28 protein-coding genes are annotated in these 25,653 nt (G+C 72.1%); 20 read left to right on the top strand and 8 right to left on the bottom strand.

Annotated elements, in window-relative coordinates; genetic code table 11:
• The first annotated feature begins 212 nt into the window (after nucleotides 1-212).
• Nucleotides 213-1,373, top strand: a complete 1,161-nt coding sequence (locus L1857_RS22750; RefSeq protein ID WP_116112402.1) for an epoxide hydrolase family protein — start codon at nucleotides 213-215, stop codon at nucleotides 1,371-1,373.
• Between the two features lie 12 nt (nucleotides 1,374-1,385).
• A complete protein-coding gene (locus L1857_RS22745; RefSeq protein ID WP_094007625.1) occupies nucleotides 1,386-1,823 on the top strand; it encodes an SRPBCC family protein in 438 nt (145 codons plus the stop codon).
• 12 nt (nucleotides 1,824-1,835) lie between these two features.
• On the opposite strand, the gene L1857_RS22740 is transcribed toward L1857_RS22745, so the two are convergent.
• On the bottom strand, nucleotides 1,836-2,567 hold the full coding sequence (locus tag L1857_RS22740; protein ID WP_198958329.1) for a haloacid dehalogenase type II: 732 nt from the start codon (nucleotides 2,565-2,567) through the stop codon (nucleotides 1,836-1,838).
• A 154-nt stretch (nucleotides 2,568-2,721) separates the two neighbouring features.
• Between L1857_RS22740 and L1857_RS22735 the strand changes: the two genes are divergently transcribed.
• Nucleotides 2,722-3,591: a PaaI family thioesterase gene (locus tag L1857_RS22735; protein ID WP_162831164.1), complete on the top strand. Its 870-nt coding sequence runs from the start codon at nucleotides 2,722-2,724 to the stop codon at nucleotides 3,589-3,591.
• A 116-nt stretch (nucleotides 3,592-3,707) separates the two neighbouring features.
• Nucleotides 3,708-4,904, top strand: coding sequence for a CaiB/BaiF CoA transferase family protein (locus L1857_RS22730; RefSeq protein ID WP_249466232.1), 1,197 nt, complete (start codon nucleotides 3,708-3,710; stop codon nucleotides 4,902-4,904).
• 6 nt (nucleotides 4,905-4,910) lie between these two features.
• Here the strand turns inward: L1857_RS22730 and L1857_RS22725 are convergent, their stop codons facing one another.
• Nucleotides 4,911-6,494 carry a PucR family transcriptional regulator gene (locus L1857_RS22725; protein ID WP_249466228.1) on the bottom strand — a complete coding sequence of 528 codons (1,584 nt, stop codon included), beginning with the start codon at nucleotides 6,492-6,494 and terminating at the stop codon, nucleotides 4,911-4,913.
• Nucleotides 6,495-6,747: 253 nt separating this feature from the next.
• On the opposite strand from L1857_RS22725, the gene L1857_RS22720 reads away from it, so the two are divergent.
• The 9 genes from L1857_RS22720 to L1857_RS22680 all read left to right on the top strand — a co-directional run bounded on the left by L1857_RS22720 (nucleotide 6,748) and on the right by L1857_RS22680 (nucleotide 12,291).
• A complete protein-coding gene (locus L1857_RS22720; protein WP_116112391.1) occupies nucleotides 6,748-8,067 on the top strand; it encodes an MFS transporter in 1,320 nt (439 codons plus the stop codon).
• Between the two features lie 72 nt (nucleotides 8,068-8,139).
• Nucleotides 8,140-8,955 carry a class I SAM-dependent methyltransferase gene (locus L1857_RS22715; RefSeq protein WP_116112389.1) on the top strand — a complete coding sequence of 272 codons (816 nt, stop codon included), beginning with the start codon at nucleotides 8,140-8,142 and terminating at the stop codon, nucleotides 8,953-8,955.
• A 330-nt stretch (nucleotides 8,956-9,285) separates the two neighbouring features.
• Nucleotides 9,286-9,747, top strand: coding sequence for an Asp23/Gls24 family envelope stress response protein (locus tag L1857_RS22710; RefSeq protein WP_094007619.1), 462 nt, complete (start codon nucleotides 9,286-9,288; stop codon nucleotides 9,745-9,747).
• Complete coding sequence (locus L1857_RS22705; RefSeq protein WP_094007618.1) at nucleotides 9,744-10,064, top strand: hypothetical protein; 321 nt, start codon at nucleotides 9,744-9,746, stop codon at nucleotides 10,062-10,064. Before L1857_RS22710 ends, L1857_RS22705 begins: the two co-directional genes overlap by 4 nt.
• Nucleotides 10,061-10,237 (top strand): hypothetical protein, encoded by a 177-nt coding sequence (locus L1857_RS22700; protein WP_094007617.1) that lies wholly within the window; start codon nucleotides 10,061-10,063, stop codon nucleotides 10,235-10,237. The genes L1857_RS22705 and L1857_RS22700 overlap by 4 nt, the downstream gene beginning before the upstream one ends.
• A 2-nt stretch (nucleotides 10,238-10,239) precedes the next feature.
• A complete protein-coding gene (locus tag L1857_RS22695) occupies nucleotides 10,240-10,641 on the top strand; it encodes an Asp23/Gls24 family envelope stress response protein (protein ID WP_094007616.1) in 402 nt (133 codons plus the stop codon).
• Nucleotides 10,638-11,174 (top strand): DUF6286 domain-containing protein, encoded by a 537-nt coding sequence (locus tag L1857_RS22690; protein WP_094007615.1) that lies wholly within the window; start codon nucleotides 10,638-10,640, stop codon nucleotides 11,172-11,174. Before L1857_RS22695 ends, L1857_RS22690 begins: the two co-directional genes overlap by 4 nt.
• Nucleotides 11,171-11,743 carry an alkaline shock response membrane anchor protein AmaP gene (locus L1857_RS22685; protein WP_116112381.1) on the top strand — a complete coding sequence of 191 codons (573 nt, stop codon included), beginning with the start codon at nucleotides 11,171-11,173 and terminating at the stop codon, nucleotides 11,741-11,743. The genes L1857_RS22690 and L1857_RS22685 overlap by 4 nt, the downstream gene beginning before the upstream one ends.
• Before the next feature lie 119 nt (nucleotides 11,744-11,862).
• On the top strand, nucleotides 11,863-12,291 hold the full coding sequence (locus tag L1857_RS22680; protein ID WP_233157426.1) for a lipopolysaccharide assembly protein LapA domain-containing protein: 429 nt from the start codon (nucleotides 11,863-11,865) through the stop codon (nucleotides 12,289-12,291).
• Between the two features lie 6 nt (nucleotides 12,292-12,297).
• On the opposite strand, the gene L1857_RS22675 is transcribed toward L1857_RS22680, so the two are convergent.
• Nucleotides 12,298-13,254 (bottom strand): acyl-CoA desaturase, encoded by a 957-nt coding sequence (locus tag L1857_RS22675; protein WP_198958327.1) that lies wholly within the window; start codon nucleotides 13,252-13,254, stop codon nucleotides 12,298-12,300.
• 249 nt (nucleotides 13,255-13,503) lie between these two features.
• Between L1857_RS22675 and xsc the strand changes: the two genes are divergently transcribed.
• The 4 genes from xsc (at nucleotide 13,504) to L1857_RS22655 (ending at nucleotide 17,364) form a co-directional block, all read left to right on the top strand.
• Entirely contained in the window at nucleotides 13,504-15,102 is a 1,599-nt protein-coding gene (gene xsc / locus L1857_RS22670; protein ID WP_116112379.1) for a sulfoacetaldehyde acetyltransferase, read from the top strand.
• Nucleotides 15,099-16,109 (top strand): phosphotransacetylase, encoded by a 1,011-nt coding sequence (locus L1857_RS22665; protein WP_116112376.1) that lies wholly within the window; start codon nucleotides 15,099-15,101, stop codon nucleotides 16,107-16,109. Before xsc ends, L1857_RS22665 begins: the two co-directional genes overlap by 4 nt.
• Before the next feature lie 90 nt (nucleotides 16,110-16,199).
• Nucleotides 16,200-16,718 (top strand): IclR family transcriptional regulator, encoded by a 519-nt coding sequence (locus L1857_RS22660; RefSeq protein WP_240323320.1) that lies wholly within the window; start codon nucleotides 16,200-16,202, stop codon nucleotides 16,716-16,718.
• 34 nt (nucleotides 16,719-16,752) lie between these two features.
• Nucleotides 16,753-17,364: an MFS transporter gene (locus tag L1857_RS22655; protein ID WP_116102034.1), complete on the top strand. Its 612-nt coding sequence runs from the start codon at nucleotides 16,753-16,755 to the stop codon at nucleotides 17,362-17,364.
• Here the strand turns inward: L1857_RS22655 and L1857_RS22650 are convergent.
• From L1857_RS22650 to L1857_RS22630, 5 genes are read right to left on the bottom strand one after another with little or no spacing between them, the layout of a single operon-like run.
• Nucleotides 17,301-18,518: an acyl-CoA dehydrogenase family protein gene (locus tag L1857_RS22650; RefSeq protein ID WP_094007632.1), complete on the bottom strand. Its 1,218-nt coding sequence runs from the start codon at nucleotides 18,516-18,518 to the stop codon at nucleotides 17,301-17,303. The genes L1857_RS22655 and L1857_RS22650 overlap by 64 nt on opposite strands.
• Nucleotides 18,515-19,396, bottom strand: coding sequence for an SDR family oxidoreductase (locus L1857_RS22645; protein ID WP_094007610.1), 882 nt, complete (start codon nucleotides 19,394-19,396; stop codon nucleotides 18,515-18,517). Before L1857_RS22645 ends, L1857_RS22650 begins: the two co-directional genes overlap by 4 nt.
• Nucleotides 19,397-19,398: 2 nt before the next feature.
• Nucleotides 19,399-20,241 carry a MaoC/PaaZ C-terminal domain-containing protein gene (locus tag L1857_RS22640; protein WP_116112372.1) on the bottom strand — a complete coding sequence of 281 codons (843 nt, stop codon included), beginning with the start codon at nucleotides 20,239-20,241 and terminating at the stop codon, nucleotides 19,399-19,401.
• Nucleotides 20,241-20,675: a type II toxin-antitoxin system Rv0910 family toxin gene (locus L1857_RS22635; protein ID WP_094007608.1), complete on the bottom strand. Its 435-nt coding sequence runs from the start codon at nucleotides 20,673-20,675 to the stop codon at nucleotides 20,241-20,243. The genes L1857_RS22640 and L1857_RS22635 overlap by 1 nt, the downstream gene beginning before the upstream one ends.
• A 19-nt stretch (nucleotides 20,676-20,694) precedes the next feature.
• Nucleotides 20,695-21,885: a lipid-transfer protein gene (locus L1857_RS22630; protein WP_116112370.1), complete on the bottom strand. Its 1,191-nt coding sequence runs from the start codon at nucleotides 21,883-21,885 to the stop codon at nucleotides 20,695-20,697.
• A 142-nt stretch (nucleotides 21,886-22,027) separates the two neighbouring features.
• Between L1857_RS22630 and L1857_RS22625 the strand changes: the two genes are divergently transcribed.
• From L1857_RS22625 to L1857_RS22615, 3 genes are all read left to right on the top strand, one after another.
• Nucleotides 22,028-23,035, top strand: a complete 1,008-nt coding sequence (locus L1857_RS22625) for an AraC family transcriptional regulator (RefSeq protein ID WP_094007606.1) — start codon at nucleotides 22,028-22,030, stop codon at nucleotides 23,033-23,035.
• Between the two features lie 97 nt (nucleotides 23,036-23,132).
• Nucleotides 23,133-24,248 carry an ROK family transcriptional regulator gene (locus L1857_RS22620; protein ID WP_094007605.1) on the top strand — a complete coding sequence of 372 codons (1,116 nt, stop codon included), beginning with the start codon at nucleotides 23,133-23,135 and terminating at the stop codon, nucleotides 24,246-24,248.
• Nucleotides 24,249-24,292: 44 nt separating this feature from the next.
• On the top strand, nucleotides 24,293-25,570 hold the full coding sequence (locus tag L1857_RS22615) for a DUF1479 domain-containing protein (RefSeq protein ID WP_116112368.1): 1,278 nt from the start codon (nucleotides 24,293-24,295) through the stop codon (nucleotides 25,568-25,570).
• The last annotated feature ends 83 nt before the right edge of the window (nucleotides 25,571-25,653 follow it).

Genomic DNA, 25,653 nt, shown 5'->3' with positions numbered 1-25,653 from the left:
GCCGAGCTCGTTCCCCATGACGCGGACGCCACGGCTCTCGTCGCCGGCGCGGTCGCCCGGTTGTTCGGCCTGGCGGTCGAGCCGCTCCGGCAGGCCCGGCGACGCGGGGAAGTCAGCACGGCTTCCCCGCCCTCGGCCCACCGCAATTTCTGACCGGTACACCGCAATCTCGCGCATGGAACCGCCCTCGGGGTTCGCCGTAGCGTGCGGACATGCCCGCAATCCCCACGGCGCCCGAACCCTTCGCGATCCACGTCGCCGAAGCCGATCTCGCGGACCTGCGTGCGCGGCTGGACCGGGTCCGGCTCCCCGAGCCCGAGACGGACCCGGCCCAGGGAATCGAGCTGCGGCGGCTCACCGCGCTGATCGAGGCGTGGCGGCGGCACGACTGGCGGGCGACCGAGGCCCGGTGGAACGCGATCCCGCACTACCGCGTGCGCCTCGACGGACTGGGCATCGCCTTCTGGCACGTCCGCTCGCCGGAGCCGGCGGCGCTGCCGCTGCTGCTGACCCACGGCTGGCCCGGCTCGGTGCTGGAGTTCGAGGACGTGCTGGGGCCGCTCACCGATCCGGTCGCGCACGGCGGTTCCGCCCGCGACGCCTTCCACGTGGTCGTGCCCGCGCTGCCGGGGTTCGGGTTCAGCGACCGGCCGGCCGAGCCGGGCTGGCACCCCGGCCGCACCGCACGGGCGTGGGCGGACCTGATGACCGTGCTCGGCTACCCGCGGTTCGCCGCGCACGGCGGCGACTGGGGTGCCTACGTGAGCACCGAACTGGCCCGGCTCGCGCCGGAACGCGTGGCCGGACTGCACCTGACGATGCCGCTGGCCTCGCCCCTGCCGGCGGACCGCGTGAACCCCACCCGGGACGAACAGTGCATTGTGGACCGCCGGGACCGGCACCTGGCCGACGGTTACGGCTTCGGGATGCTGATGGGCACGCGCCCGCAGACGATCGGCTACTCCCTGCTCGACTCACCCGCCGGCCTGGCCGCCTGGCTCGGCGAGAAGTTCACCGCCTTCGCCGACACCGCGGGGGTGAGCGTGGCCCAGCAGATCGACACCATCGCGCTGTACTGGCTGACCGGTACCGGCGCCTCCACCGCCCGGTGGTACTGGGAGGCACTGCGGTGGGTGCCGCGCAGCGCGGAGGAGGAGAACGCGCGGCCGGTGACCGTGCCCACGTTCTGCTCGCTCTTCCCGGCCGACCCGTGGCCGACCGCCCGCCGCTGGGCGCACCGGCGCTACCGCGACCTGCGCACCTGGCACGTCCTGGACCGCGGCGGCCACTTCCCCGGGCTGGAACAGCCCGCCCTTCTCGTGTCCGAAATCCGCGACGCGTTCCGCGAGGTACGCGACGGCCGACCAGTGTGAGGAAAACCGGAAATGCAGTCCTACGACGTCACCGCCGAATCCACCGCGCCACCCTCGGCCGTGTGGGCCCTGCTGCTCGACGCGCGCAGCTGGCCGTCGTGGTCCCCGATCGATGCCCTGGAGACCGGCCAGTCGCAGGGCCTGTCCGCGGACGGCCGGGACGGGGTCGGCGCCGTCCGCGCGTTCCGCACCGGGAAGGTCGTCACCAAGGAGCGCATCACCGAGCTGGAGCCCGGACGCCGGTTCGCGTACGAGGGCGCCGAGAACCCTCAGTTGAGCGACTACCGGGCCGCGATCGAGCTGCAGGAGCTGCCCGGCGGTGGAACCCGGATCCGGTGGCACGGCACGTTTTCGGCCCGCTTCGGGATGCGCTGGTTCCTCCAGCGGTACCTCCGCCGCTTCATGCAGGACATGGCGACCGGGCTGGCCGAGCACGCCGCCCAGCGCTGAGAGGCAGCGGCGTCAGCCCCGGGTGCGGGCGATGACCTCACGGGCGAGGTGCGCGAAGTCGTCGACGACGAGCGTCGGCGGGTAGTACTCGTTGCCGAACGGGCGCTTGCGGCGGTCGACGAACGCCGTGTGCATGCCCGCGGCCTTCGCGCCGACGCAGTCGAACGCGTGGTTGGCCACGAACAGCACCTCCGACGGGTCGAGGCCGACCGCCTTGGCGCCGGTGGCGTAGGTGGCGAAGTGCGGCTTGAAGGCACCGGCCTCGGCGACCGAAACCACCCGGGTCCACAGGTCCGCGGTGCCGGAGTACTTGACGCCGGACTCGAGCATGTCCGGGTCCCCATTGGACAGGATGACCAGCTTCAGCCCGGCCTCTTTCAGCCGCCTCAACGCCTCGACCACGTCCGGGAACGGATCGAGCCGCTCGATCTCCGCGACGAGCGAGCGCACCTCGTCCATCGTGTGCGGGACACCGGCGCGCGTCAGCGTGTAGTCCACGGCCTGCCTGCCGATCTCCCGGTAGGGGATGTGCTCGCGCCCGAGCAGGCCGTCGATCATCGAGTTCTCGAAGTGCGTCCGGCGCCACCACGTCACGACCCGGTTCGGCGGCTGCGCCGTGTAGTTCTTGGACCGCAGGTACGGCGTGATCGCCTCGGTCAGGCCGCTCTGCATGTCGACGACGGTGCCGTAGAAGTCGAACATCAGCGCCTTGACGCCGGTCAGGGACTCGGTCTGCTCGGTCACTGCGCGTCCTCCCGGTGGGACGAGGTGTGGATGGGACGCGGTGAACGCTAATGACGACGCGTCACCTTGGCATCGGAGGAACGCCCGACACCGGGGGCCGGTGATTGGTGGGTGTCACGTCGCTCCACGCGGACCCGCCCGCGATAGTGGTGCGATGTGCTCCGAACCGGCGCCGCGGAACTGGCTGCTTCCTGCTCTCGCGCTCGCCCGCGCGACGGGTGCTCCCGTACTGGCTTGCGTGGCCGGCCTGCGCCACGTGTCGTCCGAACCGTTCACGCTCGGCTTCGCACCGCCCGCGCCACAACGTCTCGGCCTCGTGGAGGTGGCGATGCTGGCGGACTTCGCGCTCGGCGGCGCGCTTCGCCGCCGGCTCGGCGGGACCCGGCCGCTCCCGACCCTGAGCCTCACGCTCGACCTCACCGGCTCGCCCGGCGCCGGTGCGCGGACGCTCGCCGAAGTGGGTGAGGTCGCGGTGGCGGACGGCGTCGGGACCGCCGCCGGCGTGATCCGGAGCGGGAACCACGTCCTGGGGCACTGCGGCGCGGCCTTCGCGGTTCCGTCCAGCGGATCACAAGCGGAACTCCCGTGGGACCGGCCGGACCCGCCCGAACTCCGCTCCGGGGGCCTGGGCGAGCTCACCGCCGCGGAACGGGCACTGGTCACGACCGCGCGGCGGGCGGACGAGACCGGCCGGTCGTGGTGTGACCAGGTGATCAGCGAGGCGACGGCCGACGAGCACGGGACCAGCGTGCTGATGCCCACCGAGGTGATGACCAACCGCGCGGGCGCCGTCCAGGGCGGCGTGCTGTTCGCGGCGGCCGCCCGGTGCGGCGCACCCCGCGACGGCACCCGCGCGAGGCTGGTCTCCGGGACGATGCGGTTCCTGGCGGGCACGAGCGCGGCTCAGCCCGTCGTGCTCGAACCGGCCGTCGAGCACACCACCCGCCGGACCGTGTTCACCCAGGTGCGGCTGCTGCAGGACGGCCACGTCCGTGCGGTCGCGGGCCTGGTGCACCGGCGCTGAACGAGTCGCGAATGGACGGTCGCGCCCGGGCGTCGGAGGATCGCGCAACACCGATCCCGCCACGTTGGACGAGCGCACCTGGCTTCGGCCACCGCAGGACGGCGAGACTGCCTGGCATGGACTCGCACACCACCGACACCGACGCCGCCGAGTCCGGCGGCCGACCGCTCACCGGCCTGCGCGTCGTGGCGCTGGAGCACGCGGTGGCCGCACCCTTGTGCAGCCGCCACCTGGCCGATCTCGGGGCCGACGTCGTCAAGGTGGAGAATCCGGCCGGCGGCGACCTCGCTCGCGGCTACGATTCGGTCGTCCGGGGCCAGTCCGCCTACTTCGTGTGGGCCAACCGCGGCAAGCGCAGCGTGGCACTCGACCTGAAGACCGAGGACGGACGTGCGGTCCTCGCCGAGCTCCTCGGCCACGCGGACGTGTTCGTGCACAACCTGGGCCCCGGCGCGGTGGACCGCATGGGCTTCGGCGCGGAGGTCCTGGCACGCCGGTGGCCGCGGCTGATCGCCTGCGCGATCTCCGGCTACGGCGCGACCGGGCCGTATCGCGACCACAAGGCGTTCGACCTGCTCATCCAGGGCGAAGCCGGGCTGCTGTCGGTGACCGGAACCCCGGACCAGCCCGCGAAGGTCGGCATCTCCGTCGCCGACATGTGCGCCGGGGTGTACGCGATGTCGGCGATCCTCGCCGCCCTCCTGGAGCGCGAGCACACCGGCCGCGGACGCACGATCGACATCTCGATGCTCGACTGCCTGGCCGAGTGGATGATGGCCCCGGCCTACCACCAGCTCTACAGTGGACGGCAGCCGTCGCGGGAAGGCGCCCGGCACAACATGATGGTGCCCTACGGCGTGTACCGCGTCGGCGACCACGGGCACGTCAACTTCGCCGTGCAAACCGCCGCGCAGTGGCGGGCCCTGTGCGACCAGGTGCTGAACCGGCCCGACCTCACCGACCACCCCGGCTACCGCACGAACGAGCTGCGCGTCCGGCACCGGGACAGCCTGGAGCGCGAGATCGAGCGCGAGTTCGCGGCGAGCGCGGGGGTCTCCGACATCGCCGCCCGGCTCGTGGCGGCCGGTATCCCCACCGGCGACGTCAACGACCTGGCCGGTCTCCTCGACCACCCGCAACTCCGGGCCCGCGACCGGTGGTTCGAGGCCGGCTCGCCGGGCGGGCCGATCCGCGCGCTGCGCCCGCCCTTCGACCTCGGCGACGACCCCGCGGGCAGCCGCGACGTGCCGGGTCTCGGCGAGCACACCGACGAGGTGCTGGCCGAGATCCGCCGCGGCGAGCACCGTCGATGACGCCCGCTACCTCCCGGCACCACCGGGGGCGGCAGGCCAGGGCAGGGCACGGAGCTGAACCATGACGGCCAGCCGCTGAGCGGGATCCGACAGGTCCAGCCCGGCGATCCCGGCGAGGCGTTCGAGCCGGTGCCGCACCGTGTTGGGATGCAGCACGAGACGCTCGGACGTCCGGGACACCGATCCGAATTCGTCGAGGAACACCCGCAGGGTCGTGATGTAGTCGGTTTTCTGGAGTTCGTCGTGGTCGCGCAGGGCGCGCAGCTGATCGCAGGGCGCGGTACCGGCAAGCGCTCGCTCGACCGGCAGCAACGCCAGGTCCGGCCACCGGCTCTCGGCGGTCGCGACCGTGGGGGCGGCCGGCCAGCCCGGACGCCGCAGGATGTCCAGCAGATCGTCCACGACTCCACGCGCGGCGGGCACGTCGCCCGGCCCGGCCGCCCACGGGCCGATGGCTGCGTGGGCCGTGATGCCCATCCGCCGGATGTGGCGCAACGCCGGCTCCACGAGCCGGGTCACGCGATCGCCGTCGACGGCCGGGACCAGCGCGTAGTAGACCGATCCGGAGGGCAGTACGCCGACCGCCGGGTCGATGCTGCTCATCTGGAGCGACAGCAGGTGCAGGACCCGTTCCCCGGCGAGGCTGCCGCCCTCGCCCGGCGGGAGGTCCGCGCCGGCGAAACCGATCACCACGAGCCCGGCCTTGCCGCCCAGCCCCAGATCCGCCGCCGGTGGGGCGTCCCCGTACAGCAGCCCGCGGAGCAGCCGCATCCTGGCCGCGCGGTCGGCGTCCTCGACCAGCCGGTGCCGGAGCAGGTGCGGCACGGCAAGCCGCGCGGCGCGGATCAACGCGGCTTCGGCTTCCGCGCCCAGCGGCTGCCGGCCTTCGGCGACGGAGATCTCACCGAGGACTTCGCCTTCGGAGCGAATCGCGATGCGCAGCCGGGTGGACAGGTTTTCGTAACCGTCCACACGCACCACCTCGTCCGGCCGGCAGAAGGTCTCGTACGCGCTCCGGTCGGTGGTGAACCGCTCGATCCACTGGTCCGGCGTGCGCCTGCCGAGGATGGTGTCCCGCCGGACCTCGTCGATCTCGAAGCCCTGGACCGAGTAGGCGACGACCCGGTGGGCGCGGTCGTAGAGCACGACCGAACCGCCGACGGTCACGGCGATCGCGTCCGCGAGACCGTAGATGGTGCTCGGACTGGTGCGGTCCCGGGGCGATTCGGGGCCGGCCGTGGCCGCGGTCAGCACCGAGCGGACCAGCGTGACCAGCCTCGTCCAGCTGGTGCCCGGCTTGGCCCGCAGAAGCGAGATCCCGTGTTCGCGGGCGAGAGCGGCCGGACCGGGCCGGCCCGTCGCGCGGAACACCACCGCCGCCGCGCCGGCTTTCGCCGCGTCGGCGACCACCTCGCCGGCTCGTGGATCACCGGCGTCGACACCGACGGCGAGCACGAGGTGACCCCGGTCCACCGGATCGGGCGGATCGAGGATGGCGACGTCACTCACCACGGCCGTGCCGTCTCGCTGGAGCAGCTCGGCCTCGAGCTGGTCCGCGCCCAGCACGGCAAGGAGATCACCGAGTGTCACCATCATCTCCTCGTCGCCCGAGCTCCGGCACAGGATAGACGCCCGGTGCCCGCTCGCCGAGGGAGTTTCGTCCCCTCGCACCCGCCCGCTGTTGTCGGAAACTCCACTGCCGGCTGCCGGGTCGCGGCCTTGGAGATTGGGCCAACGTCGCACAGCCCGGATCGGGCGTCTCCCCGAAGCGGACCCGGCCGCGTGGTGCCTACAGTTGCCGGACCCGCCGCGGTGCCATTACTGGTTCGATGAGGAGAAGTAAATGGCCCTCAACGATGAGGAAACCAAGCCTCGCCTGTCCGCGAACACCGGCCCCTGGTACCGCGACGTCACCGCGGCGAATTGGCGCTCGTTGTTCGCGGCGTTTCTCGGCTGGGGTTTCGACGGCTACGAAACCTACGCGCTGACCGTGGTGCTGACGCCGATGCTGAGCCAGCTCCTCGACCCGGCCCAGCGCGCGAATCTGCCGCTGTGGGGCGGAATCGCGGTCGGCGTCACGCTGCTGGGGTGGGCGATCGGCGGCGTGATCGGCGGGGTGATCGCCGACCGGATCGGGCGCAAGCGCGTCATGCTCTTCTCGATCGCGGCGTATTCGGCGTTCGCGGGTTTGACGGCGCTTTCCCAGAACCTCGAAATGCTGCTCGTCCTCCGTTTCCTGACCGGTCTTTCCCTCGGCAGCGAGTGGGGCACCGGAACGGCGCTCATCGCCGAAACGTGGCCGACCCGGGCCCGCTCGAAGGCCGCCGGGACCATGCAGGCCGGTTTCGGGTTCGGCGCGCTGCTCGCCTCCGCGGTGTGGCTCGTCCTGAGCGAGTTCGGTCCCGGCATGTGGCGGGTCGTCTTCGTCCTGGGCGTCCTGCCGGCCCTGTTCACGCTGTACGTGCGCCGGAACGTGCCCGAGTCGGCGGTCTGGCAGCGATCCGCCGGCCGCGACGCCGCGAAGCGCGGCCGTTCCACTCTCGCCCAGGTGTTCCACGATCGGGTGAGCCGACGCCGGGTGCTGCTCACGCTCGTGCTGTCGTTGTTCTCGATCGGCGCGTACTACACCGTGTCGACCTCCTTGCCGCTCTTCGTCAGGCAGCTCGCCGGCGGTGCGGGGCAGGCGGGCGTCGACCACCTGACCAGCCTGGCCGGAATCACCTACACCGTCGGATCGATCGCCGGGTACATCGCAGGCGGCTTCCTCGCCGACGCCATCGGCCGGCGCCGGTACATCGCGGTGTACCTGGTGGGTGCCGTGGTGACGACCGCGGTTCTCTACCTCACCGCGGATTCGGCCACCACGGTCGTCTGGATGGCCGCCGTGAACGGGTTCTTCACCCTGGGGATGTTCGCGGCCTTCGCGATCTACCTGCCCGAACTGTTCCGCTCCCGGGTGCGCGCGACGGCGATCAGTTTCGTGTTCAACTCCACCCGCCTGATCGCGGCCGCCGGCCCCATCGTGTTCGGCAACCTCGTGCTCGCCTTCGGCGGCGTGACGAAAGCGGCCGTCATCCTCGGTTCGTTGTACATCGTCGGATTGGTCGTGCTGCCCTTCCTGCCGGAGACACGTGCCGTCTCGTTGCGAGAGACGCCCAGCTGAGGCCGCAGCCGGGAAATCGGTTGCCCCCGGTCGCTACCGTGGAGCGACGAAACTTTCGGGGGAAGGAATCGAATGCCGGATCTGCGCACCGCCTACGGGAAGAACCGCGAGCTCTGGGACGAACGCGTGGCGGTGCACCGCCGCGACGCGTCGGGCTTCTACCAGGTCGAGGCTTTCCTCGCCGGCAAGGACGTGCTGTTCCCGATCGAGGCCGCCGAGATCGGGGACGTGCGCGGGCTGCGGATCGCGCACCTGCAGTGCCACTTCGGGATGGATTCCATCTGCCTGGCCAGGCGTGGCGCCGGCGTCACCGGGATCGACTTCTCCGCGCCCGCCATCGCGGAGGCCCGCGAGCTCGCGCGGCGGACCGGCACCGACGTCCGGTTCGTCGAAGGGGACGTCTACGCCGCGCGGGAACTCCTCGACGGTGACTTCGACCTCGTCTACACGACCTGGGGCACGATCGTCTGGCTGCACGACGTGGCGGCCTGGGCGCGGGTGGTCGCCGCGCTGCTCAAACCCGGCGGATCCCTCTACTTCGCCGACGGCCACCCCATGATGCTGTGCCTGGAACTGGCCGACGGGCGGCTGACGGTGCGCGACGACTGGCGCACGCCCCCCGAGCGGCCGATCGTCGAGCCCGCGGGCACGACCTACACCGGGGACCAGGCCGCCGCGCTGGCGAGCCACGAGTGGATCCACCCGCTGGCCGACATGCTCAACGCGTTCGCCGCCGCCGGGCTCCGCCTCGACTGGGTCCACGAACACACCCGCCTGACCTGGCCGTACTTCCCCGGAATGGAGCGGGACGACGACGGCATGTACCGGCTGCCCGAGCAGTACCCGAAGGTGCCGTTGTCGCTGTCGCTGAGGGCGACCAAGCAGTAGCAGGCGCGGACCGGCCGGCGTTCAGCCGATCCGTCCACAGCGGACACCAATGCGGCCGGCCGCCGCGGCGGCGGCACCGGCGGTAGGTCACCCGTTCGATACCGCCGTGGCGGACCGGCGACACCGTCAGTAGTGCCCCGACGAACAGCCTGCTCAACGGCCCCGCGCTGCGGAAAATGGGGAACGAACGACGTTTGTTTCCCGAAACCGTGGGCTACCCCTGGAACGAAGTACGCGAGTGCGTGCTGGGGACCCAGCTCCTGAGGCGGGGAGCCGCACCGGCATCCGCCGCGCCGGGCCCGTCGTCCCGCAGACTCGAAGGAGCGCACCATGACAACACCGCCGGTACAGAACGCATCGGTGAACTCGCCGTCGGGCGGGAACACGGGCTCGCCGAGCCAGCTCGTCACCGAACAAGGGTCGACCTCCATCGCCGACGCGGTCGTGCAGAAGATCGCGGGTCTGGCGGCCAGCGAGATCGCCGGCGTGCACGCCCTGGGCGGGGGCGCGGCGCGGGCGTTCGGTGCGCTCCGGGAGCGCATTCCCGGCGCGTCGGCCAGTGCCGGGCAAGGCGTGTCGGTGGAGGTGGGGGAGCGGCAGACCGCCGTGGACCTCGAGCTGGTCGTGGAGTACGGCGTCTCGATCGTGGACCTGGCGCGCTCCGTCCGCCGCAACGTCATCACGGCGATCGAGCGGATGACCGGCCTGGAGGTCGTCGAGGTCAACATCGCCGTCAACGACGTGCACCTGCCCGACGAAGAGGCCGAGCCCGAGCAGACCAGGTTGCAGTGACCGCCGATTTCGCGGCCGATCGGATCGCCGCCGCGGTGCGGTCGCTGCCGGTGATCGCGGATCTGGACAGCGGCCACGGCGAGATCGCGACGTACCTGCCCGGCCGCCGGGTCGCCGGCGTCCGCATCCGGCCGGACGAGATCACCATCGGGGTGGTCAGCCGGTATCCGGCGACCGTCGCCGAAATCGACGCCGCGGTGCGCGCCGCGGTCGGAGCCGTCGACCGTCCGGTGCGGGTGGCGGTCATGGACATCGTGTTGCCGGCGGCCGCGCCCGCGGCACCCGCGCGAGTCGCAGTGAAGGAAGACCAGTCATGAATTTCACGGTTCTCGGCCTGCTGTCCGGCCTCGTGCTGGGTCTCGCGGGCGCGTTCGGCGGTTTCACCGCTTTCCTGGTCGTGCTCGTCCTCGGCGCGCTCGGTCTGCTGGCCGGCCGGGTGGCGGACGGCAAGCTCGATCTGTCCCAGCTCACCGGCCGCGATCGTCGCTGACCATGGCGGCGCCGGATTCGCCGCCGGTCGTCGACCGCGGCGAGCAGGAGATGAGCGAGCGCGGCCGGACCGTCATCGCGGAGCGCGCGATCCAGCGCCTGGCCGCGTGCGCGGCGACCGAGGTCGGCCCGGTCGGCGGCTCGGCCCGCCGCCTCTTCGGCGTCACCGTCGGTGCCGAGGAGGCCGACCGCGCCGCGGGCGTCCGGGCCCGGGTCGACGGGGCGACCGTGGACCTGGAGGTCCGGCTGTCGATCACCTACCCGGTGCCGGTCGCCGCGACCTGTGAACAGGTGCGGGCTCACCTGATCGAGCGAGTCGGCGAGCTGACCGGCCTGGCGGTGACGCGGATCGACATCACGGTGACCGCTCTGCACGGCCGCGCCACCACCGCGAGGGTCCGATGATCCGCCGTCCCCGCCGCAGCGTTCCCGCGACTCTGACCGCCTTGGTGCTCCTCGCGGCATCCGTCCTGGTCGCGACGTGTGCGATTCAGATGCTGACCGGGCATCAGCCCTTCCTCAGCTACGACGCGGTGGCCGGCACCCTGAACCGGACGCGGTGGGACAGCGTGGGCGCCGCGATCGCCGGGGGCGTCCTCGCGGCGTTCGGGCTGGTGTTGCTGCTGGCCGCGGTCCTGCCCGGGGCGGCGACGGTCGTGCCGCTCGAGGACGACGGCAGCGGTCTCGACTCGGGCGCGTCCCGCCGGGGTTTGCGGACCACCCTGCGTGCGGCGGTCGAAGCGGTCGACGGTGTGCGCGGTGCCAAGCTCGCCGTGCGCCGCCGCGTCGTCACCGCCAAGGTGCGGACCGACCGGGCGAGCGGCGAGGGACTGGCCGACGCCGTGCGTGCCGCACTCGAACGACGGATCGAGGACATCTCCCCGGCAACGCGCCCCGCCCTGCGCGTCCGGGTGCTCAGCACGAGGAGCCAGGAATGAGCGCTCCCAACCCGCCCGGGCGGCTCAACCGTGGCCTGCTCGCACTGCTCGGGCTGCTGCTGGCGGCCGCCGGCGGGCTCATCCTCGCCACCCATTTCGGGTGGCGAGCCGTGGTCGATCCGGCCGGCACCGTCGTCCCCGGCACCGGGAGGCCGCCCACCTGGGCGCTCTACGTCATCACCGCGGTCGCCGTCCTCGTCGGGCTCCTGTGCCTGCGCTGGCTCGCCGCACAACTGGTCCGCAAGCCCCGCAGCCGCGTCTGGCGCCTGGAGAACGACCCCGCCCGGGGGCGCACCGAGCTGGCCACCACCACCGCGGTCGAACCCTTCACCGAGGAGATCGAAACCTACCCCGACGTGGCCGCCGCCGACGCCGTCCTGACCGGCACACCGCACGACGCCGCCCTCACGGTCGTCATCCACGCCGAGCAGCGGGCGTCCCCCACCGAAATCCGGCAGCGGCTGAGCACCGAGACGTTGCCCCGGCTGCGTCAGGCCCTCGACCTGCAAGAACTACCCACGGCCGTCGAATTCCGCTTCACCGGCACGACGACGACAACGGTCCGCTGAACCCCCGCGGATCGGGGGCACGCCAGACGCCGCTGTGCGCGTAGACTGAACACATCCGGCCACGACGACACCACATCCGGTAGTGCCAGCCCGCACCGGGACCACAGACGAGGCACGTCATGTCGAACCTCTTGGACCGCGCTCGGCGCGCCCGCGCCCGCTACGGCACCGACACACCGCTTCCTCAGCCGGAGAACCAGCACGACGCGGCGCCGCCGGCCCCGGTCGTCGCCGGCCCGGCGGCACCGCAGGCCACCACCGGTGAACCCGCGCCGGCCTCCCGCGCCCGGAAGACCCGCGTGGCGCGGACCAGGATCAGCGGCACCTGGGTCGCGGTGATCATCGCCGTACTCGTCCTGGTGGTCCTGCTGATCTTCATCCTGCAGAACCCCACCCGCACCGAGCTGACGTTCCTCGGCGCCGGCGGGACCCTGCCCATCGGTGTGGCCATGCTTCTCGCCGCCGTCGCCGGGGCTCTGCTGATCGCCCTGATCGGCTCCGCGCGCATCCTCCAGCTCCGGCACACCGCACGCCGGCGCCGCCCGTGACCGGGCTCAGCGGCGCGGTGAGGCTTCGTAGCCGGGGTTGAGTTTGCGGGCCAGGCGATCTGCGCGCGGCCAGCGGACGTCGGTGACCCAGCCGAGTTTCTCGAACACCCAGATCAGGCGGGCGGACATGTCCAGCTGGCCGCGGCGCACGCCGTGGCGGGCGCCGGTGGGGTCGGCGTGGTGGGAGTTGTGCCAGGACTCGCCCATGGAGGCGATCGCCAGCGGCCAGAAGTTCGCGGACTTGTCCCGCGCGGCGAAGGGCCGGTCGCCGATCATGTGGCACAGCGAGTTGACCGACCAGGTCACGTGGTGCAGGAGGGCCACCCGCACGAGGCCGGCCCAGAAGAACGCGGTGACGGCGCCCCACCAGGACAGCGTGATCAGCCCGCCGAGCAGCGCCGGGGCGAGCAGGGTCACGACCGTCAGCGCCGGGAACCAGCGGTTGATCCGGATGATGTCGCGGTCGGCCAGCAGGTCCGGGGCGAAGCGGCGGGCATTGGTCTGTTCCCGCTGGAACAGCCACCCCATGTGGGCGTGCCAGAAGCCCTTGACCAGCGCGGCGGGCGTGGTGCCGAAACGCCACGGCGAGTGGGGATCGCCGTCGCGGTCGGCGTAGGCGTGGTGCCGCCGGTGGTCGGCCACCCAGCCGATCACCGGGCCCTGCATGGCCATGCTGCCCGCGATGGCGAGCGCGATCCGCAGGCCGCGGTTGGCCTTGAAGGCGCCGTGCGTGAAGTACCGGTGGAACCCGATCGTCACACCGAGGCCGGTGAGGAAGTAGAAGCCGACGGCCAGGCCGACGTCGGTCCAGCCCAGGCCCCAGCCCCAGGCGAAGGGCACCGCCGCGAGCAGCGCCACGAGCGGCACGATCGCGAACAGCTTGACCAGGAAGTTCTGGGCGCGGGTCTGCTCCCCGGCGAGCATCGGCTCGGCGGTGCGCCGGGACTCTACGGTTGAGGTCATCGATCGCGTCCTTGGCTGACAAAGCGGTTCGGTCATCCCTGGGGTTGCCGCGCAGGACGGCCGGAAAACAGTCTCCCTGATATCTCGGAAAACAGTACATATTGTCTCGGACTCGAAGACAACCCGTTGACTTGGCCGCGTCGCGCCCCTTACAGTGCGATCTCAGCCAGATTCCGGAATCTCACGTTCCACATTGTGTGACGCGCAGGGGAGTGGGTTGTGAGCGAGCGAGCAACGGGGCCGCGGAAGATGACCCCTGCGGAGGCCTTCGTCGAGACGTTGGCGGCCCACGGCGTGACCGAGATCTTCGGCAGCACGGGCTCGGCGTTCACCGATGCGAGGGAGATCTTCGCGCCGGCCGGCATCCGGCTGATCCCGGTCGTGCACGAGCTGGGCGCCGCGCACATGGCCGACGGCTACGCCCGCGCCAGTGGGCGCCCCGGCGTGGTCATCGGCCAGAACGGCATCAGCACCTGCGTCACGGCGATCGCGGCCGCGTTCTGGGCGCACAGCCCGGTGGTCGTGATCACCCCGGAGGCCGGGACGATGTTCCCGGAGTTCACCAAGTACCGGGCCCACGTGAACCACCCGAACCGCATGGCGGAGCTGACCGCGCGGGCATTCGACCGCGCCAGGTCCGAGATGGGGCCGGCGCAGCTCAGCATCCCACGCGACCACTTCTCCGGCGAGATCGAGACCGAGATCCCGCGGCCGCGACGGCCCGGCCGCGGCCCGGGTGACACCCGCGGCCTCGACGAGGCGGCCGGCCTGCTCGCCCGGGCGGACTTCCCGGTGATCGTCGCGGGCGGCGGTGTCGTGTTCTCCGGCGGCATCGCGGAATGCCGCGAACTCGCCGAGCGGCTCGGCGCGCCGGTGGTGAACAGCTACCAGCACGACGACTCGTTCCCGGCGAGCCACCCGCAGTGGTGCGGCCCGCTCGGCTACCAGGGCTCGACGGCCGCCATGCGGCTCATCGCCGAGGCGGACGTCGTCCTCGCGCTCGGCACCCGGCTCGGCCCGTTCGGCACGCTGCCGCAGCACGGGATGGACTACTGGCCCGGGAACGCGAAGATCATCCAGGTCGACGCCGACCACACGATGCTGGGCCTGGTCAAGAAGATCGACGTCGGCATCCGCGGTGACGCCAGGGAGGCGGCGGCCGCGCTGACGCAGCGGCTGCGCCCGCGGACGCTCGCCTGCGACGCGACCCGAGGCCGGCGTGCCGGCCGGATCCGCGAGGAAAAGGCGATGTGGGAACGGCAGCTCAGCGCCTGGACCCCGGAGAAGCAGGAGCACAACCGGCTGCATCCCCGCCAGGTCCTCCGCGAGCTGGCGAAGGCGATGCCCGGGCGCGCGATGGTGTCCACCGGCATCGGCACCATCAACTCCGTCGCGCACAGCTACCTGCGCTTCGAGGAGCCGCGCAGCTTCTTCCCGCCGATGAGCTTCGGCAACTGCGGGCACGCGCTGCCGAGGATCATCGGGGCCAAGGTCGCGCGTCCCGAGCGGCCCGCGATCGCCTACGCCGGGGACGGCGCGTGGGGGAGCAGCATGGCCGAGGTCGCGACCGCGGTGCGCCACGGCATCCCGGTCACCGCCGTGGTGTTCCACCGCCGGCCGCGGGGCGCCGGGACCGCGCGGGCGATGGGCGCCGACGGCATCGTGGTCGATGCGCTCGACGAGGTCGGTCCCGCGCTGCGCACGGCGGTCGACGCGCAGATGACCTCCGGCCGCACCACGGTCCTCGAGGTCCTGTGCTCGCCCGAGCCGGGTGACCCGTTCCGCCGCGACGCGCGGCGCAAACCGGTGCGCCCGGCACGCCGTCCTCACGAAAGTGGTGCCGCGTGACCTTTCCCCTGCACGACCGATGGCGCGAGGTGCTGGCCGGCACCCGGCCCACGGTGGCGCTGGCCGACGGCGACGACCCCCGCGTCGTCCAGGCGGCGGCGCTGCTGCACGACGAAGACGGCGTCGCGCCCCGGCTCGTCGGCGATCCGGCGTCGATCCGCCGGGCCTGCCACCACACCGGAGTCCGGCTCCCGGGTGAGTCCATCGTGGACACCCGGGATCTCGCCGCCGACGCGGCGGTCCGCGGTCTCATCACGACCCGTCTGGCGAAGAAGCCCGGCCGGATCCCGGACGCGCTGGCCGACCCCGTCAGCACCGCCGTCGCGGGCGTCGCCACCGGAGCGTTCGACGCGTGTGTCGCGGGCGCGAACCGGCCGACCGCCGACGTGCTGCGGGCGTGCCTGCGCTACGTCGGGCTCGTCCCGGACAGCGCGACGTTGAGCAGCTGCTTCCTGCTCGTCCTGCCCGACGGGCGGTGCCTGACCTTCGCCGACTGCGCCGTGGTGCCCGACCCGTCGGCCGGGGAACTGGCCGAGATCGCGCTGGCCTCGGCGCGCACCCACCGGACGCTGACGGGGGAGGAGCCGGTGATCGCGATGCTGTCGTTCTCCACGCTCGGCAGCGCCACGCACGAACGCGTCGAGCGCGTCCGCCGCGCCACCGCCCTGCTGCGCGAGCGCGACCCGGGCTGTCAGGTGGACGGCGAGCTGCAGTTCGACACCGCGGTCGAGTCGAGTGTCGGGCTGCGCAAGGCACCCGGCTCCCAGGTCGCGGGCCGGGCCAACGTGCTCGTCTTCCCGAACCTCGACGCCGGCAACATCGGCTACAAGATCGCCGAACGGCTCGGCCGCGCCCGCGCGTTCGGCCCGATCCTGCAAGGACTCGCCGCGCCGGTCAACGACCTGTCCCGCGGCTGCAGCGCGGCCGACGTCCGGGCGACCGCGCTGCTCACCGCAGTCCAGGCGACGCGAAGCAGAACCGCGCTGACCGGCGGTGACACGTCCTAGCTGGTGACGGCGGTTTCCCGAGCGGTCGGTGCCCGCCCGCTGGACTGGTAACCTGACCCGGTCAGGAGATCGCCACGACGACGGAAGCCCGTGAACCACACAGGAGCCCAGCCGCCAGCCGGAACGCAGGCCATCCGGCGCGCGCTGGCGGTGCTGCGGCTGCTCCGGGACGAGGGCGGGGAGCTGTCCCTGTCCGTCATCGCCCGGCGTCTCGACCTCACGCCGGGCACCACGCACCGCGTCGTCGGCGCGCTCAGCGTGGACGGCCTGGTCACGCACAACCCGCACACCGACTGCTACCACCTGGGCCCGGGGGCGATCCTGCTCGGCCAGGCCGCGCAGCGCGTCCACGGCCTGGAGCGGGCGCTGCCGGTGATCCGGCAGGTCAACGAGGAGACCGAGGAGTCGGTCAACATCGCGATCCGCGACGGCCGCGAGTCCGTGGTGCTGCTGCGGGCCCAGTCCAGTCCACCCTCCCGTTGCGGTTCGAACAGCACCCCGGGGCCCCGTTCCCCTTGTACACCACCGCTTCCGGCAAGGCGATCCTCGCGCACTCGCTCGACGTCGAGGCGTACCTGGCGGGCCTGCCCGAGCAGCTGCCCGCGCTGACCACCCACACGCGTTCCTCGCCTGGGGCTGGCGCATCGCCTTCCTGCTGTCGGCGGTGCTCGTCGTCGTCGGCCTCCTCATCCGCGTGAAGATCGTGGAGACGCCCGCGTTCCGGAAGATGGCCGAGCAGGAGGGCGAATCGACCGTCCCGGCGCGCGAACTGGTCCGCGACCGGATCTCGCGGCGGCACCTGCTGCTCGGCATGGGCAGCAGGCTGACCGAAGGCGTGGCGTTCAACGCCTGGGCCGTGTTCGTGATCTCCTACGGCAGCGGGACCCTGGACCTGGATCGGCAGCCCTTGCTGCAGGCGGTGATGATCGCCGCGGTCGTGATGGTCGTGTTCATCCCGATCTTCGGCAGGGTGTCCGACCGCATCGGCACGAACGGTGTGCTCGCCTACCTCGCGGTGACCACCGCGATCAGCGTGGCGTGCACGCTGGCCATCCGCCGGCGCGACATGTTCACCGACGACGTCCGCGCCCCGGCACGCGCGGTGGGCGTCCGCCCGGTAAACCCTGACCGGCGGGGGACGGGCGGTGGGTGCGCACCACACCCACCGCCCGTCCCCCGTCCGCGCCCCGGTCATCCCCGCGCGAGCAGCCCCTTCGCGATGTGGGTCACCTGGATCTCGTTGCTGCCCGCGTAGATCATCAGCGACTTCGCGTCCCGCGCCAGCTGCTCCACCCGGTACTCGGCCATGTACCCGTTCCCGCCGAAGAGCTGGACCGCCTCCATCGCCACGTCGGTCGCGGCTTCGGAGGCGTAGAGCTTGATCGCCGACGCCTCCGCCAGCGACGGGGTCCTGCCCTCACGCAGGCCCGCCACCGCCGACAGGACCATGTTCTCCACGTTGATCCGCGCGATCTCCATCTTCGCCAGCTTCAGCTGGACCAGCTGGTAGCGACCGATTTCCTGGCCCCACGCCATCCGCGTCTTCGCGTACTCGACGCTCAGCCGGTGGCACTCGTTGATGATGCCGAGGGCGAGCGCGCCGACGCCGACGCGCTCCAGCGTGAAACCGGTCTTGACCTCGGTCTTGGCGTCCGCGCCCGCGACGGGTTCCGCGCCGCCCAGCAGGCGGTCCCGGCCGAGGCGCACGTCGTCGAAGAACAGCTCGCCGGTCGGCGAGGACATGATGCCCATCTTCCGGAACGGCTTGCCGCGGGTCAGGCCGGGATCGTCCTTCTCCAGCACGAACGTCAGCACCGGGCGGTCGCGCACCGGGATGCCCTCGCCGGTGTCCAGTTTCGCGAACACCACCAGCACGTCCGCGAACGGGCCGTTGGTGATGAACGTCTTCTGCCCGTTGAGGACGTACCCGTCGCCGTCGCGGCGCGCCGTGGTCTGCATGCCGCCGAACGCGTCCGAACCCGAGCCGGGCTCGGTGATCGCCCACGCGCCGACGTCCTCGAACGTGACCAGCCTGGGCAGCCAGCGCCGCTTCTGCTCCGGCGTGCCCTTCGCCAGGATCGTCTGGGCCGTCAGCCCGAGGCTCACGCCGATCGAGACGAGCATCCCGAGACTCACCCCGGCCAGCTCGCTCGCCACGATCAGCGGCAGGCCCGCCTGGCCCGCGAACGCGCCACCCCCGCCGCCGGAGGACTTCCGCTCGCCCAGGAACTTCCCGAGCGCGTCCGAGGCCATCGCACCCACCCCGAAGTCGGCCCAGAACTTGCGGATGATCGCGTACGGCGGCACTGCACCGGTTTCGAGTTCGGCGGTGTGCGGGCGGACCTCCTTGTCCACCCAGGCGCGGACGCTGTCGCGGATCAGCAGTTCCGTTTCGCTCCAGCCGCTCACGCGGACCACCCGCCGATCTTCTCCGCGACCGCCTCGACCGACCACATGCCGTCGTGTTCGGCGGTCTGGGCCGCCGTCCAGCCCCGCAGCCGCTGGATCGACCCGCCCTGCACCGCGAAGACCTCGCCGGTGAACGGGCACCCCGCCCGCGCCAGGTACGCCACCAGCGGCGCGATGTTGGCCGGGGACAACAGATCGGCCTCGCCCTCGCCGGCCTCCGCGGCGAAGATCGCGCCCATGCCGGGGGTGGCCAGCGTGAGCCGCGTCCGGGCGATCGGCGCGATCGCGTTGACCCGCACGCCGTAGCGCTCCAGCTCCTCCGCCGCGACGAGGGTCAGCGCGGCGATGCCCGCCTTCGCCGCGCCGTAGTTGGCCTGGCCCGCGTTCGGCACGGTCAACCCCGACGCCGACGCCGTGTTGATCACCGCCGCGTCCGGCCGGTCGCCGTCCTTGGCGCGCTGCTTCCAGTGCGCCGCCGCGTGGTGGAGCATCGCCGCGTGTCCCTTGAGGTGCACGGAGATCACGGCGTCCCACTGGGCTTCGCCGAGCCCGGCGATGAACGCGTCACGCAGGATGCCGGCGTTGTTCACCAGCACGTCGAGCCGGCCGAACTCGGCGACCGCCTGGGCGACCAGCTTCTCCGCCCCCGACCAGTCCGCCACGTTGCCGGTGTTCGCCACGGCGGTGCCCCCCGCGGCGCGGATCTCGTCCACCACCGCCTGCGCGGGCCCGGCGTCGGACCCGGTGCCGTCGTTGGCGCCGCCGAGGTCGTTGACCACGACGCGGGCGCCCTCCGCGGCGAACAGCAGCGCGTGCTCGCGGCCGATGCCCCGGCCGGCGCCGGTGATGACCGCGACGCGCCCGTCCAGCGTTCCCATGGCTACTCCCTGATTTCCGCGAGGCCGTCCTTGACGACGACGTCGTCACCGGCGGTGGTCTCGAAGGCGTAGGTGGTGGCGTCCCTGCGCCACACCGTGGTCGTGATGTCCTGGCCCGGCAGCACCGGTTTCGCGAAGCGGACCGCGAGCCGCCGCAGCCGCCGCACGTCGGAGCCGGCGAGCTCGGTGAGCAGCGCCCACGACGTGAACGCCATCGTGCACAGGCCGTGGGCGATGATCCCCGGCAGGCCGGCTGCCCTGGCGACGTCCTCGTCCAGGTGGATGGGCATCGGGTCACCGGCGGCGGGCCCGTACCGCAGCGGCTGGTCGTCGTCGATGTGCTGGGTGACCGTGGCGACCGGTGCCCGCCGCCGCAACGACTCGTCGAAGACGTGCTCCGGCGCCAGTTCGCCCCGGCGGTCGCCGGTGTCGAACCCACGCACGAAGAACGTCACGCGCTGCTCGTTGACCAGTTCGCCGTCCGTGTCCCGGGTTTCCAGGTACACGCAGGCGGCGGTTCCGCTCTGCCCGCCCTTCCAGCCGGTCATCCGGCCCCTGGCGACCAGTTCGTCACCGGGCCGGATCGGGCGGTGGAACACGAAGTCCTGCTCGCCGTGCAGGATCCTGCCGAGCAGGCGCAGCGGCACGACCTCCAGCGCCGGTTCCATCAGCGACGGGAAGACCGGGACGATCGCGTACACCGGCGGGGCCACGTCACCGGCCAGGTGCGCCTCGATCGGGTCGTTGGTGGCCTTGGCGTAGCCGATCACCGCGTCGCGGGTCACCGTGTGCCGGACCGCGCCGGTCCAGACGCCGAGCCCGGCCGGATCGAAGTTCTCCGGCATCAGGCGACCAGGTCCTTGAGCTTGTCCAGGGATTCGGTGAGGTTCTTGCGCGCGTCCTTCTCCACGGCCTTGCCCAGCGCGCCGACGATCATCGCGCCGGTGAACTCGGCGTCGATGGTGGCGGTGCTCCCGCCGGCGCCCGCGGGCTCGACCGAGAGCGTGAACCGCACCTTGACCCCGGCCATGCCGGTGCCGGAGATCTCCAGCTTCTTCGGCGCGTCGTACTCCTCGACGGTCCAGGTGATCGTGTTGGCCATCCCCAGCATGGTCACGACCTCGCTGACCTGGGAGCCCTGGCGCCACTCGGCCGGCACGTCGCCCTTCCACCTGGTGTGGATGGTCAGCCACTGCTCGAACCTGTCCGGCTGGGAAAAGGTCTGCCACACCTTCTCCGGCGCGGCCGGGAGTTCGGCGGAAACGTGGATGCTGCCCATGGTTGTCCTCCTCGTGGGGTCAGCGCTCGGCGCGCTGGTAGGCGGTGACGACGGCGGCGCCGCCGAGTCCGATGTTGTGCTGCAGCGCCGCGGTGACGCCTTCGACCTGCCGCCGGTCCGCGGTGCCGCGCAGCTGCCAGGTCAGCTCGGCGCACTGCGCGAGACCGGTCGCGCCGAGCGGGTGTCCCTTGGAGATCAGGCCGCCCGAGGGGTTGACGACCCACTTGCCGCCGTAGGTGGTCTGCTCGTCGTCGATCAGCTGCGCGGCCTCGCCCTCGCCGCACAGGCCCAGCGCCTCGTAGAGCAGCAGTTCGTTGGCGGAGAAGCAGTCGTGCAGCTCGATGACCTGGAAGTCCCCGGGGCCGAGCCCGGACTGGTCGTAGACCGACCGCGCGGCGCGGACGTTCATGTCGTAGCCGACGATGTTCTTCGCGGTACCGTCGAAAGTGGACGCGAAGTCCGTGGTCATGGCCTGCCCGACGATCTCGACGGCCTGACCGGCGAGGCCGTGCTCGTCGACGAAGTCCTCGCCGGCCAGGATGGCCGCGCCGGAGCCGTCCGAGGTCGGCGAGCACTGGAGTTTCGTCAGCGGGTCGTAGATCGTCCGCGAACCGAGGATGTCGTCGAGCGAGTACTCGTCGCGGAACTGCGAGTACGGGTTGTGGACCGAGTGCTTGTGGTTCTTGTAGCCGATCTTCGCGAAGTGCTCGGCGGTGGTGCCGTACCGCCGCATGTGCTCGCGCCCGGCGGCGCCGAACATCCACGGCGCGGGCGGGAACAGCACCTCGGAGATCTCGGCGAGCGCCTGGATGTGCCTGGTCATCGGCTGTTCGCGGTCGTCGTACATCGCGCCGAGCGAACCCGGCTGCATCTTCTCGAACCCGAGCGCGAGCGTGCAGCGCGCCAGCCCGCCGCGGATCGCCTGCGCGGCGAGGTACAACGCGGTCGACCCGGTGGAGCAGTTGTTGTTGACGTTGACCACCGGCACGCCGGTCATGCCCAGCTCGTACACCGCGCGCTGCCCGGAAGTCGATTCGCCGTAGACGTAGCCGACGTAAGCCTGCTCGACGAGGTCGTAGGGGATTCCGGCGTCCCGCAACGCGTTCGTGCCGGACTCTCTGGCCATCTCGGGGTAGTCCCACCCCTCGCGACGGCCGGGTTTTTCGAATTTCGTCATCCCGACACCGATGACGTAGACCTTCCGGCTCATCCTGGGTTCCTCCGGTTCGGCACTTGCCTGCCGACCCGACGGTAACTTTTGCCGGGCGCCGCGCGTTGACCCTCGCGAGCAAGGACTTGACCGAACCGATCACGGTCGTCTTGACTCGAACGATCGCGGGAAGGAGGGTGGGGTGGCGTACCGGATCCCGGCGTCGTTCGCGGTCGCGGCGGTCGAACTGGCCGTCGAGCGGGGCATCGACCTGCCGCGGCTGCTGGTCGAAGCGGGCCTGTCGCCGATCCGCACCCGCCCGCACGACCTGCGGGTGACGGCCGAGCAGGCGGTCCGGCTGGCGGTCGCCCTGCGGCGCATGACCGGCGACGAGCTGTTCGGTCTCGGGGCCGCCCCGGTGCCGCGCGGGACGTTGCACATCCTGTCCCACGCCATGGCGGGCGTGCCGACCCTGCGCGAGGGCATCGACCGGCTCGCGATGCTCGTCAAGCCGCTGGCCGGGTTCCCCGATCTCGAGCTGGAGCCGTGCGGGAGGGATCACGCGCTCCGGTTGCACGTGCCGCCCGGCGCGGGTCCCCTGCTGACGGTGATGGTGGCGGCGATCGCGGACCGGATCATCGGCTGGGCCATCGGGCGCGCCACCCCGAAGGTGCGGGTCGAATTCCCGTTCCCGGAACCGCCCAACAGCGCGGACATCGCGTTGTTGCTGGGCGAGGAAATCCGGTACGGCGCCGGGGAATTCCCGGCGCTGATCCTCCCCGCGAGCGCGCTGGCGAGCCCGATCGCGCACGACGAGCAGTCGGTGGTCGACTACGTGGCCCGCGCGCCCGGCGAGTGGCTGGCGAGCGAGCCCGGCACGCTCCCGCTGGCCCGCCGGGTGCGGCAGCTGATCGAGCGCGGCCTGGCGCGGCGGCACATCGTCACGGCGGAGGAGCTGGCGGCGGCGCTGACGACGAGCGTGCCCACGCTGCGCCGGCAGTTGCGTCAGGAGGGCAGTTCCCTACGCGAAATCCGCGACGAGGTCCTGGCGAAGACGGCCGAGACGGCGCTGCGGACAACGGACGACCCGATAGCGTCCATCGCGACGCGGCTGGGATTCTCCGAGACGAGCGCGTTCACGCGGGCGTTCCACCGGTGGACGGGGGAGGCGCCGGCCCGCTACCGGGCCCGCCTCCGGGAGACGAGCTAGCCAGGCGCGCGAGGACGTCCGGCCGGGTCGCGGGAGCGGGCCGTCCGCGTGTGACCGGTCTCGCGCCAAAGAAAGGTCTCCTAACTAAACTGGTGCCGTGACCACGGCCAAGCCTTCGCTGGAGCTGCTCCGCAGCCTGACCGACGAGCACGTGCTGCGCGCGCTCATGGAGCACCGCCGGCTGACACGCGCCGAGCTGGCGAAGGTCACGGGGATCTCGAAGCCCACGGTCTCGGAGAGCGTGCGCCGGCTGGCCGAGTCGGGTGTGCTGCGTGATACCGGTGAGCGAACGTCCGGCCGTGGACGCGTGGGGTCCTACTACGCCCTCGCCGACGACGTCGGTGCGGCGCTCGTCGTCGGCATCGCGCCGGAGGGTGTGGTGGCCGAGGGCGTGGACTGTCATGGCGAAGTCCTCGCGCGGGCGCGGCACGCGGTGTCGCGGCCGGCCACGCCCCGGCAGGTGGCGGTGGCGTTGCGCCGAGTCGTGAACCGGGTGCGCGCGGACCTGCCTGGCCCGTTGCTGGTGGGGGCGGTGAGCGCCGCCGACCCGGTGGACCGGCGGACGGGGCGCCTGGTGCACCTGCCGGACGCGCCGTTCCTCATCGGTGAGCTGTCGCCGGCCGAGCAGGTGGGGCCGCTGATCGCCGGCTCGCTGCGGGTGGACAACGATGTCAACTGGGCGGCGCGGGCGGAACGAGCGTCCGGCGCGGCCCAGGGGCTCGACGATTTCGCCTACCTGCACCTGGGCGCGGGGCTGGGCTGCGCGGTGGTCAGCGATGGCGAGGTCCGCCGCGGGGCGTCCGGGCTGGCCGGGGAGATCGCGCACCTCGTCACCCACGGCCCGGACGGCCGCGCGGTCGCGTTCACCGAGGTGTTCCGCGTGCTCGGGTTGCGCCGGCCGGGCTCGGCGGCGATCGACGTGGAAGCCCTGTCCCGGGCGCTGCCCGGCGAGACGCTGGACGCGCTCGCCGCCGCGATCGGCGGAGTCCTGTCGGCCCTGCTCGCGGTGTGCGATCCGGAGGTCGTCGTGCTCGGCGGCGAGTGGGGAACCGAGCCCGCCCTCCTCGGGGCGATCGAGGAGCGCGTTCGCAGCCTGCCCCGGCGTGTGCCGGTGCGGGCGGCGGAGGTCGTCGCCGAACCGGCGTTGGCCGGAGCGCGGTCGCACGCGCTGGGGGAGTTGCGCAGCTGGATCGCCACGCGAAGCCAGTTTTAGTTAGGACTCTTGCCTAAAAGTGGAGCGCTCGCTACCCTGCTGGAATGCCGGCCGCCGCAACGGAACTGCCCCACTGGGAGAGCGTGCCCGAGGACCTTCCCGGAGCGATCCGCGAGATCAAGTCGGCGCTGCGGGCGCGCATCGCGGCGTCGGGCCGCTCCGTGGAGGAGGTGTTCGCCGTCGTCGAGCGGCGCATCGCCGAGCGGGTCGCCGAGATCGGCTCCGACCGCCGGCAGGGCAAGGCGGTCTGGCCCGTCCTCGACTACGCCGACATCGCGCACGGCACCGTCCGCGACGAACAGCGGGACCTCGTGAAACGACGAGGGTGCCTCGTCGTCCGCGGGCACTTCGACCGCGAGCAGGCCCTCGCCTGGGACGCCGGCATCGTGGACTACGTCGAACGGAACCGGTTCTTCGAGAACTACCGGGGGCCCGGCGACGACTTCTTCGGCAGTGTCGGCTCGAAACCCGAGATCTACCCGATCTACTGGTCGCCGGCGCAGATGCAGGCCCGGCAGAGCGACCGGATGGCGACCGTGCAGGCGTTCCTGAACTCGTTCTGGCGGCACCAATCCGGCGGGGTGCGGTGGTTCGATCCGGACCGCCACGCGCTGTACCCGGACCGCATCCGCCGCCGCCCGCCGGGCGCCGATTCGGCGGGCCTGGGCACGCACAGCGATCCGGGCACCCTCGACCTGTGGATGACCAGCGCCTACCAGAAGGCGTTCCGCCACCTGTTCGACGGCACGGTCGAGGAGTACGACCCGTGGGACGCGGCGCACCGCACCGCGGGCCCGCAGTACCCCGGCTCGACGATGTGCTCGGCGTTCCGCACCTTCCAGGGCTGGACCGCACTGTCCGACATGGACCACGACCAGGGCGTCCTGCACGCCGTGCCGATCCCGGAGGCCATGGCGTACCTGATGCTGCGTCCCCTGCTGACCGACGTGCCCGAAGACGACATGTGCGGCGTCACCGTCAACCAGGTCTTCCCGGCCGGGCACAAGTGGCACGCCGACCTGATGGAGGCACTGTCCGGCATCCCGGACGTGCGGGCCGGCGACTCGGTGTGGTGGCACTGCGACGTGATCCACAGCGTCGCGCCGGTCGCCGACCAGCAGGGCTGGGGCAACGTCATGTACATCCCGGCCGCCCCGTGGTGCCCCCGCAACGAGGAGTACGCGGCCAGCGTGCGCGAAGCGTTCCGCACCGGATCGAGCCCAGCGGACTTCCCGGCCGAACACTACGAGCGCGACTGGGAAGGCCGCTTCACCGTCGAGCAGCTGAACGACACCGGACGCCGGGGCCTCGGCCTCGACTGACGCGGCGAACACGTAGGTGACGCCCTTTGGGGAGAGCCTCCGGTTGGGGTGTGGCTTGTCTAGGACCACGCTCGACCGGAGGC

The organism is Amycolatopsis thermalba (assembly GCF_023376025.1).
Lineage (GTDB): Bacteria > Actinomycetota > Actinomycetes > Mycobacteriales > Pseudonocardiaceae > Amycolatopsis_E > Amycolatopsis_E thermalba.
Note: the sequence above shows the minus strand (reverse complement) of the source record. Positions and strands in the feature narration are given on the sequence as shown.

Excerpts from the sequence above, each read along its gene's own strand:
- L1857_RS22750 (WP_116112402.1), top strand. The coding sequence starts at position 213 with ATGCCCGCAATCCCCACGGCGCCCGAACCCTTCGCGATCCACGTCGCC.
- L1857_RS22690 (WP_094007615.1), top strand. The coding sequence starts at position 10,638 with ATGATCCGCCGTCCCCGCCGCAGCGTTCCCGCGACTCTGACCGCCTTG.
- L1857_RS22680 (WP_233157426.1), top strand. The coding sequence starts at position 11,863 with ATGTCGAACCTCTTGGACCGCGCTCGGCGCGCCCGCGCCCGCTACGGC.
- L1857_RS22695 (WP_094007616.1), top strand. The coding sequence starts at position 10,240 with ATGGCGGCGCCGGATTCGCCGCCGGTCGTCGACCGCGGCGAGCAGGAG.
- L1857_RS22640 (WP_116112372.1), bottom strand. The coding sequence starts at position 20,241 with ATGCCGGAGAACTTCGATCCGGCCGGGCTCGGCGTCTGGACCGGCGCG.
- L1857_RS22685 (WP_116112381.1), top strand. The coding sequence starts at position 11,171 with ATGAGCGCTCCCAACCCGCCCGGGCGGCTCAACCGTGGCCTGCTCGCA.
- L1857_RS22745 (WP_094007625.1), top strand. The coding sequence starts at position 1,386 with ATGCAGTCCTACGACGTCACCGCCGAATCCACCGCGCCACCCTCGGCC.
- L1857_RS22700 (WP_094007617.1), top strand. The coding sequence starts at position 10,061 with ATGAATTTCACGGTTCTCGGCCTGCTGTCCGGCCTCGTGCTGGGTCTC.
- L1857_RS22720 (WP_116112391.1), top strand. The coding sequence starts at position 6,748 with ATGGCCCTCAACGATGAGGAAACCAAGCCTCGCCTGTCCGCGAACACC.
- L1857_RS22630 (WP_116112370.1), bottom strand. The coding sequence starts at position 21,885 with ATGAGCCGGAAGGTCTACGTCATCGGTGTCGGGATGACGAAATTCGAA.
- L1857_RS22675 (WP_198958327.1), bottom strand. The coding sequence starts at position 13,254 with ATGACCTCAACCGTAGAGTCCCGGCGCACCGCCGAGCCGATGCTCGCC.
- L1857_RS22710 (WP_094007619.1), top strand. The coding sequence starts at position 9,286 with ATGACAACACCGCCGGTACAGAACGCATCGGTGAACTCGCCGTCGGGC.
- L1857_RS22615 (WP_116112368.1), top strand. The coding sequence starts at position 24,293 with ATGCCGGCCGCCGCAACGGAACTGCCCCACTGGGAGAGCGTGCCCGAG.
- L1857_RS22735 (WP_162831164.1), top strand. The coding sequence starts at position 2,722 with ATGTGCTCCGAACCGGCGCCGCGGAACTGGCTGCTTCCTGCTCTCGCG.
- L1857_RS22730 (WP_249466232.1), top strand. The coding sequence starts at position 3,708 with ATGGACTCGCACACCACCGACACCGACGCCGCCGAGTCCGGCGGCCGA.
- L1857_RS22635 (WP_094007608.1), bottom strand. The coding sequence starts at position 20,675 with ATGGGCAGCATCCACGTTTCCGCCGAACTCCCGGCCGCGCCGGAGAAG.
- L1857_RS22645 (WP_094007610.1), bottom strand. The coding sequence starts at position 19,396 with ATGGGAACGCTGGACGGGCGCGTCGCGGTCATCACCGGCGCCGGCCGG.
- xsc (WP_116112379.1), top strand. The coding sequence starts at position 13,504 with ATGACCCCTGCGGAGGCCTTCGTCGAGACGTTGGCGGCCCACGGCGTG.
- L1857_RS22715 (WP_116112389.1), top strand. The coding sequence starts at position 8,140 with ATGCCGGATCTGCGCACCGCCTACGGGAAGAACCGCGAGCTCTGGGAC.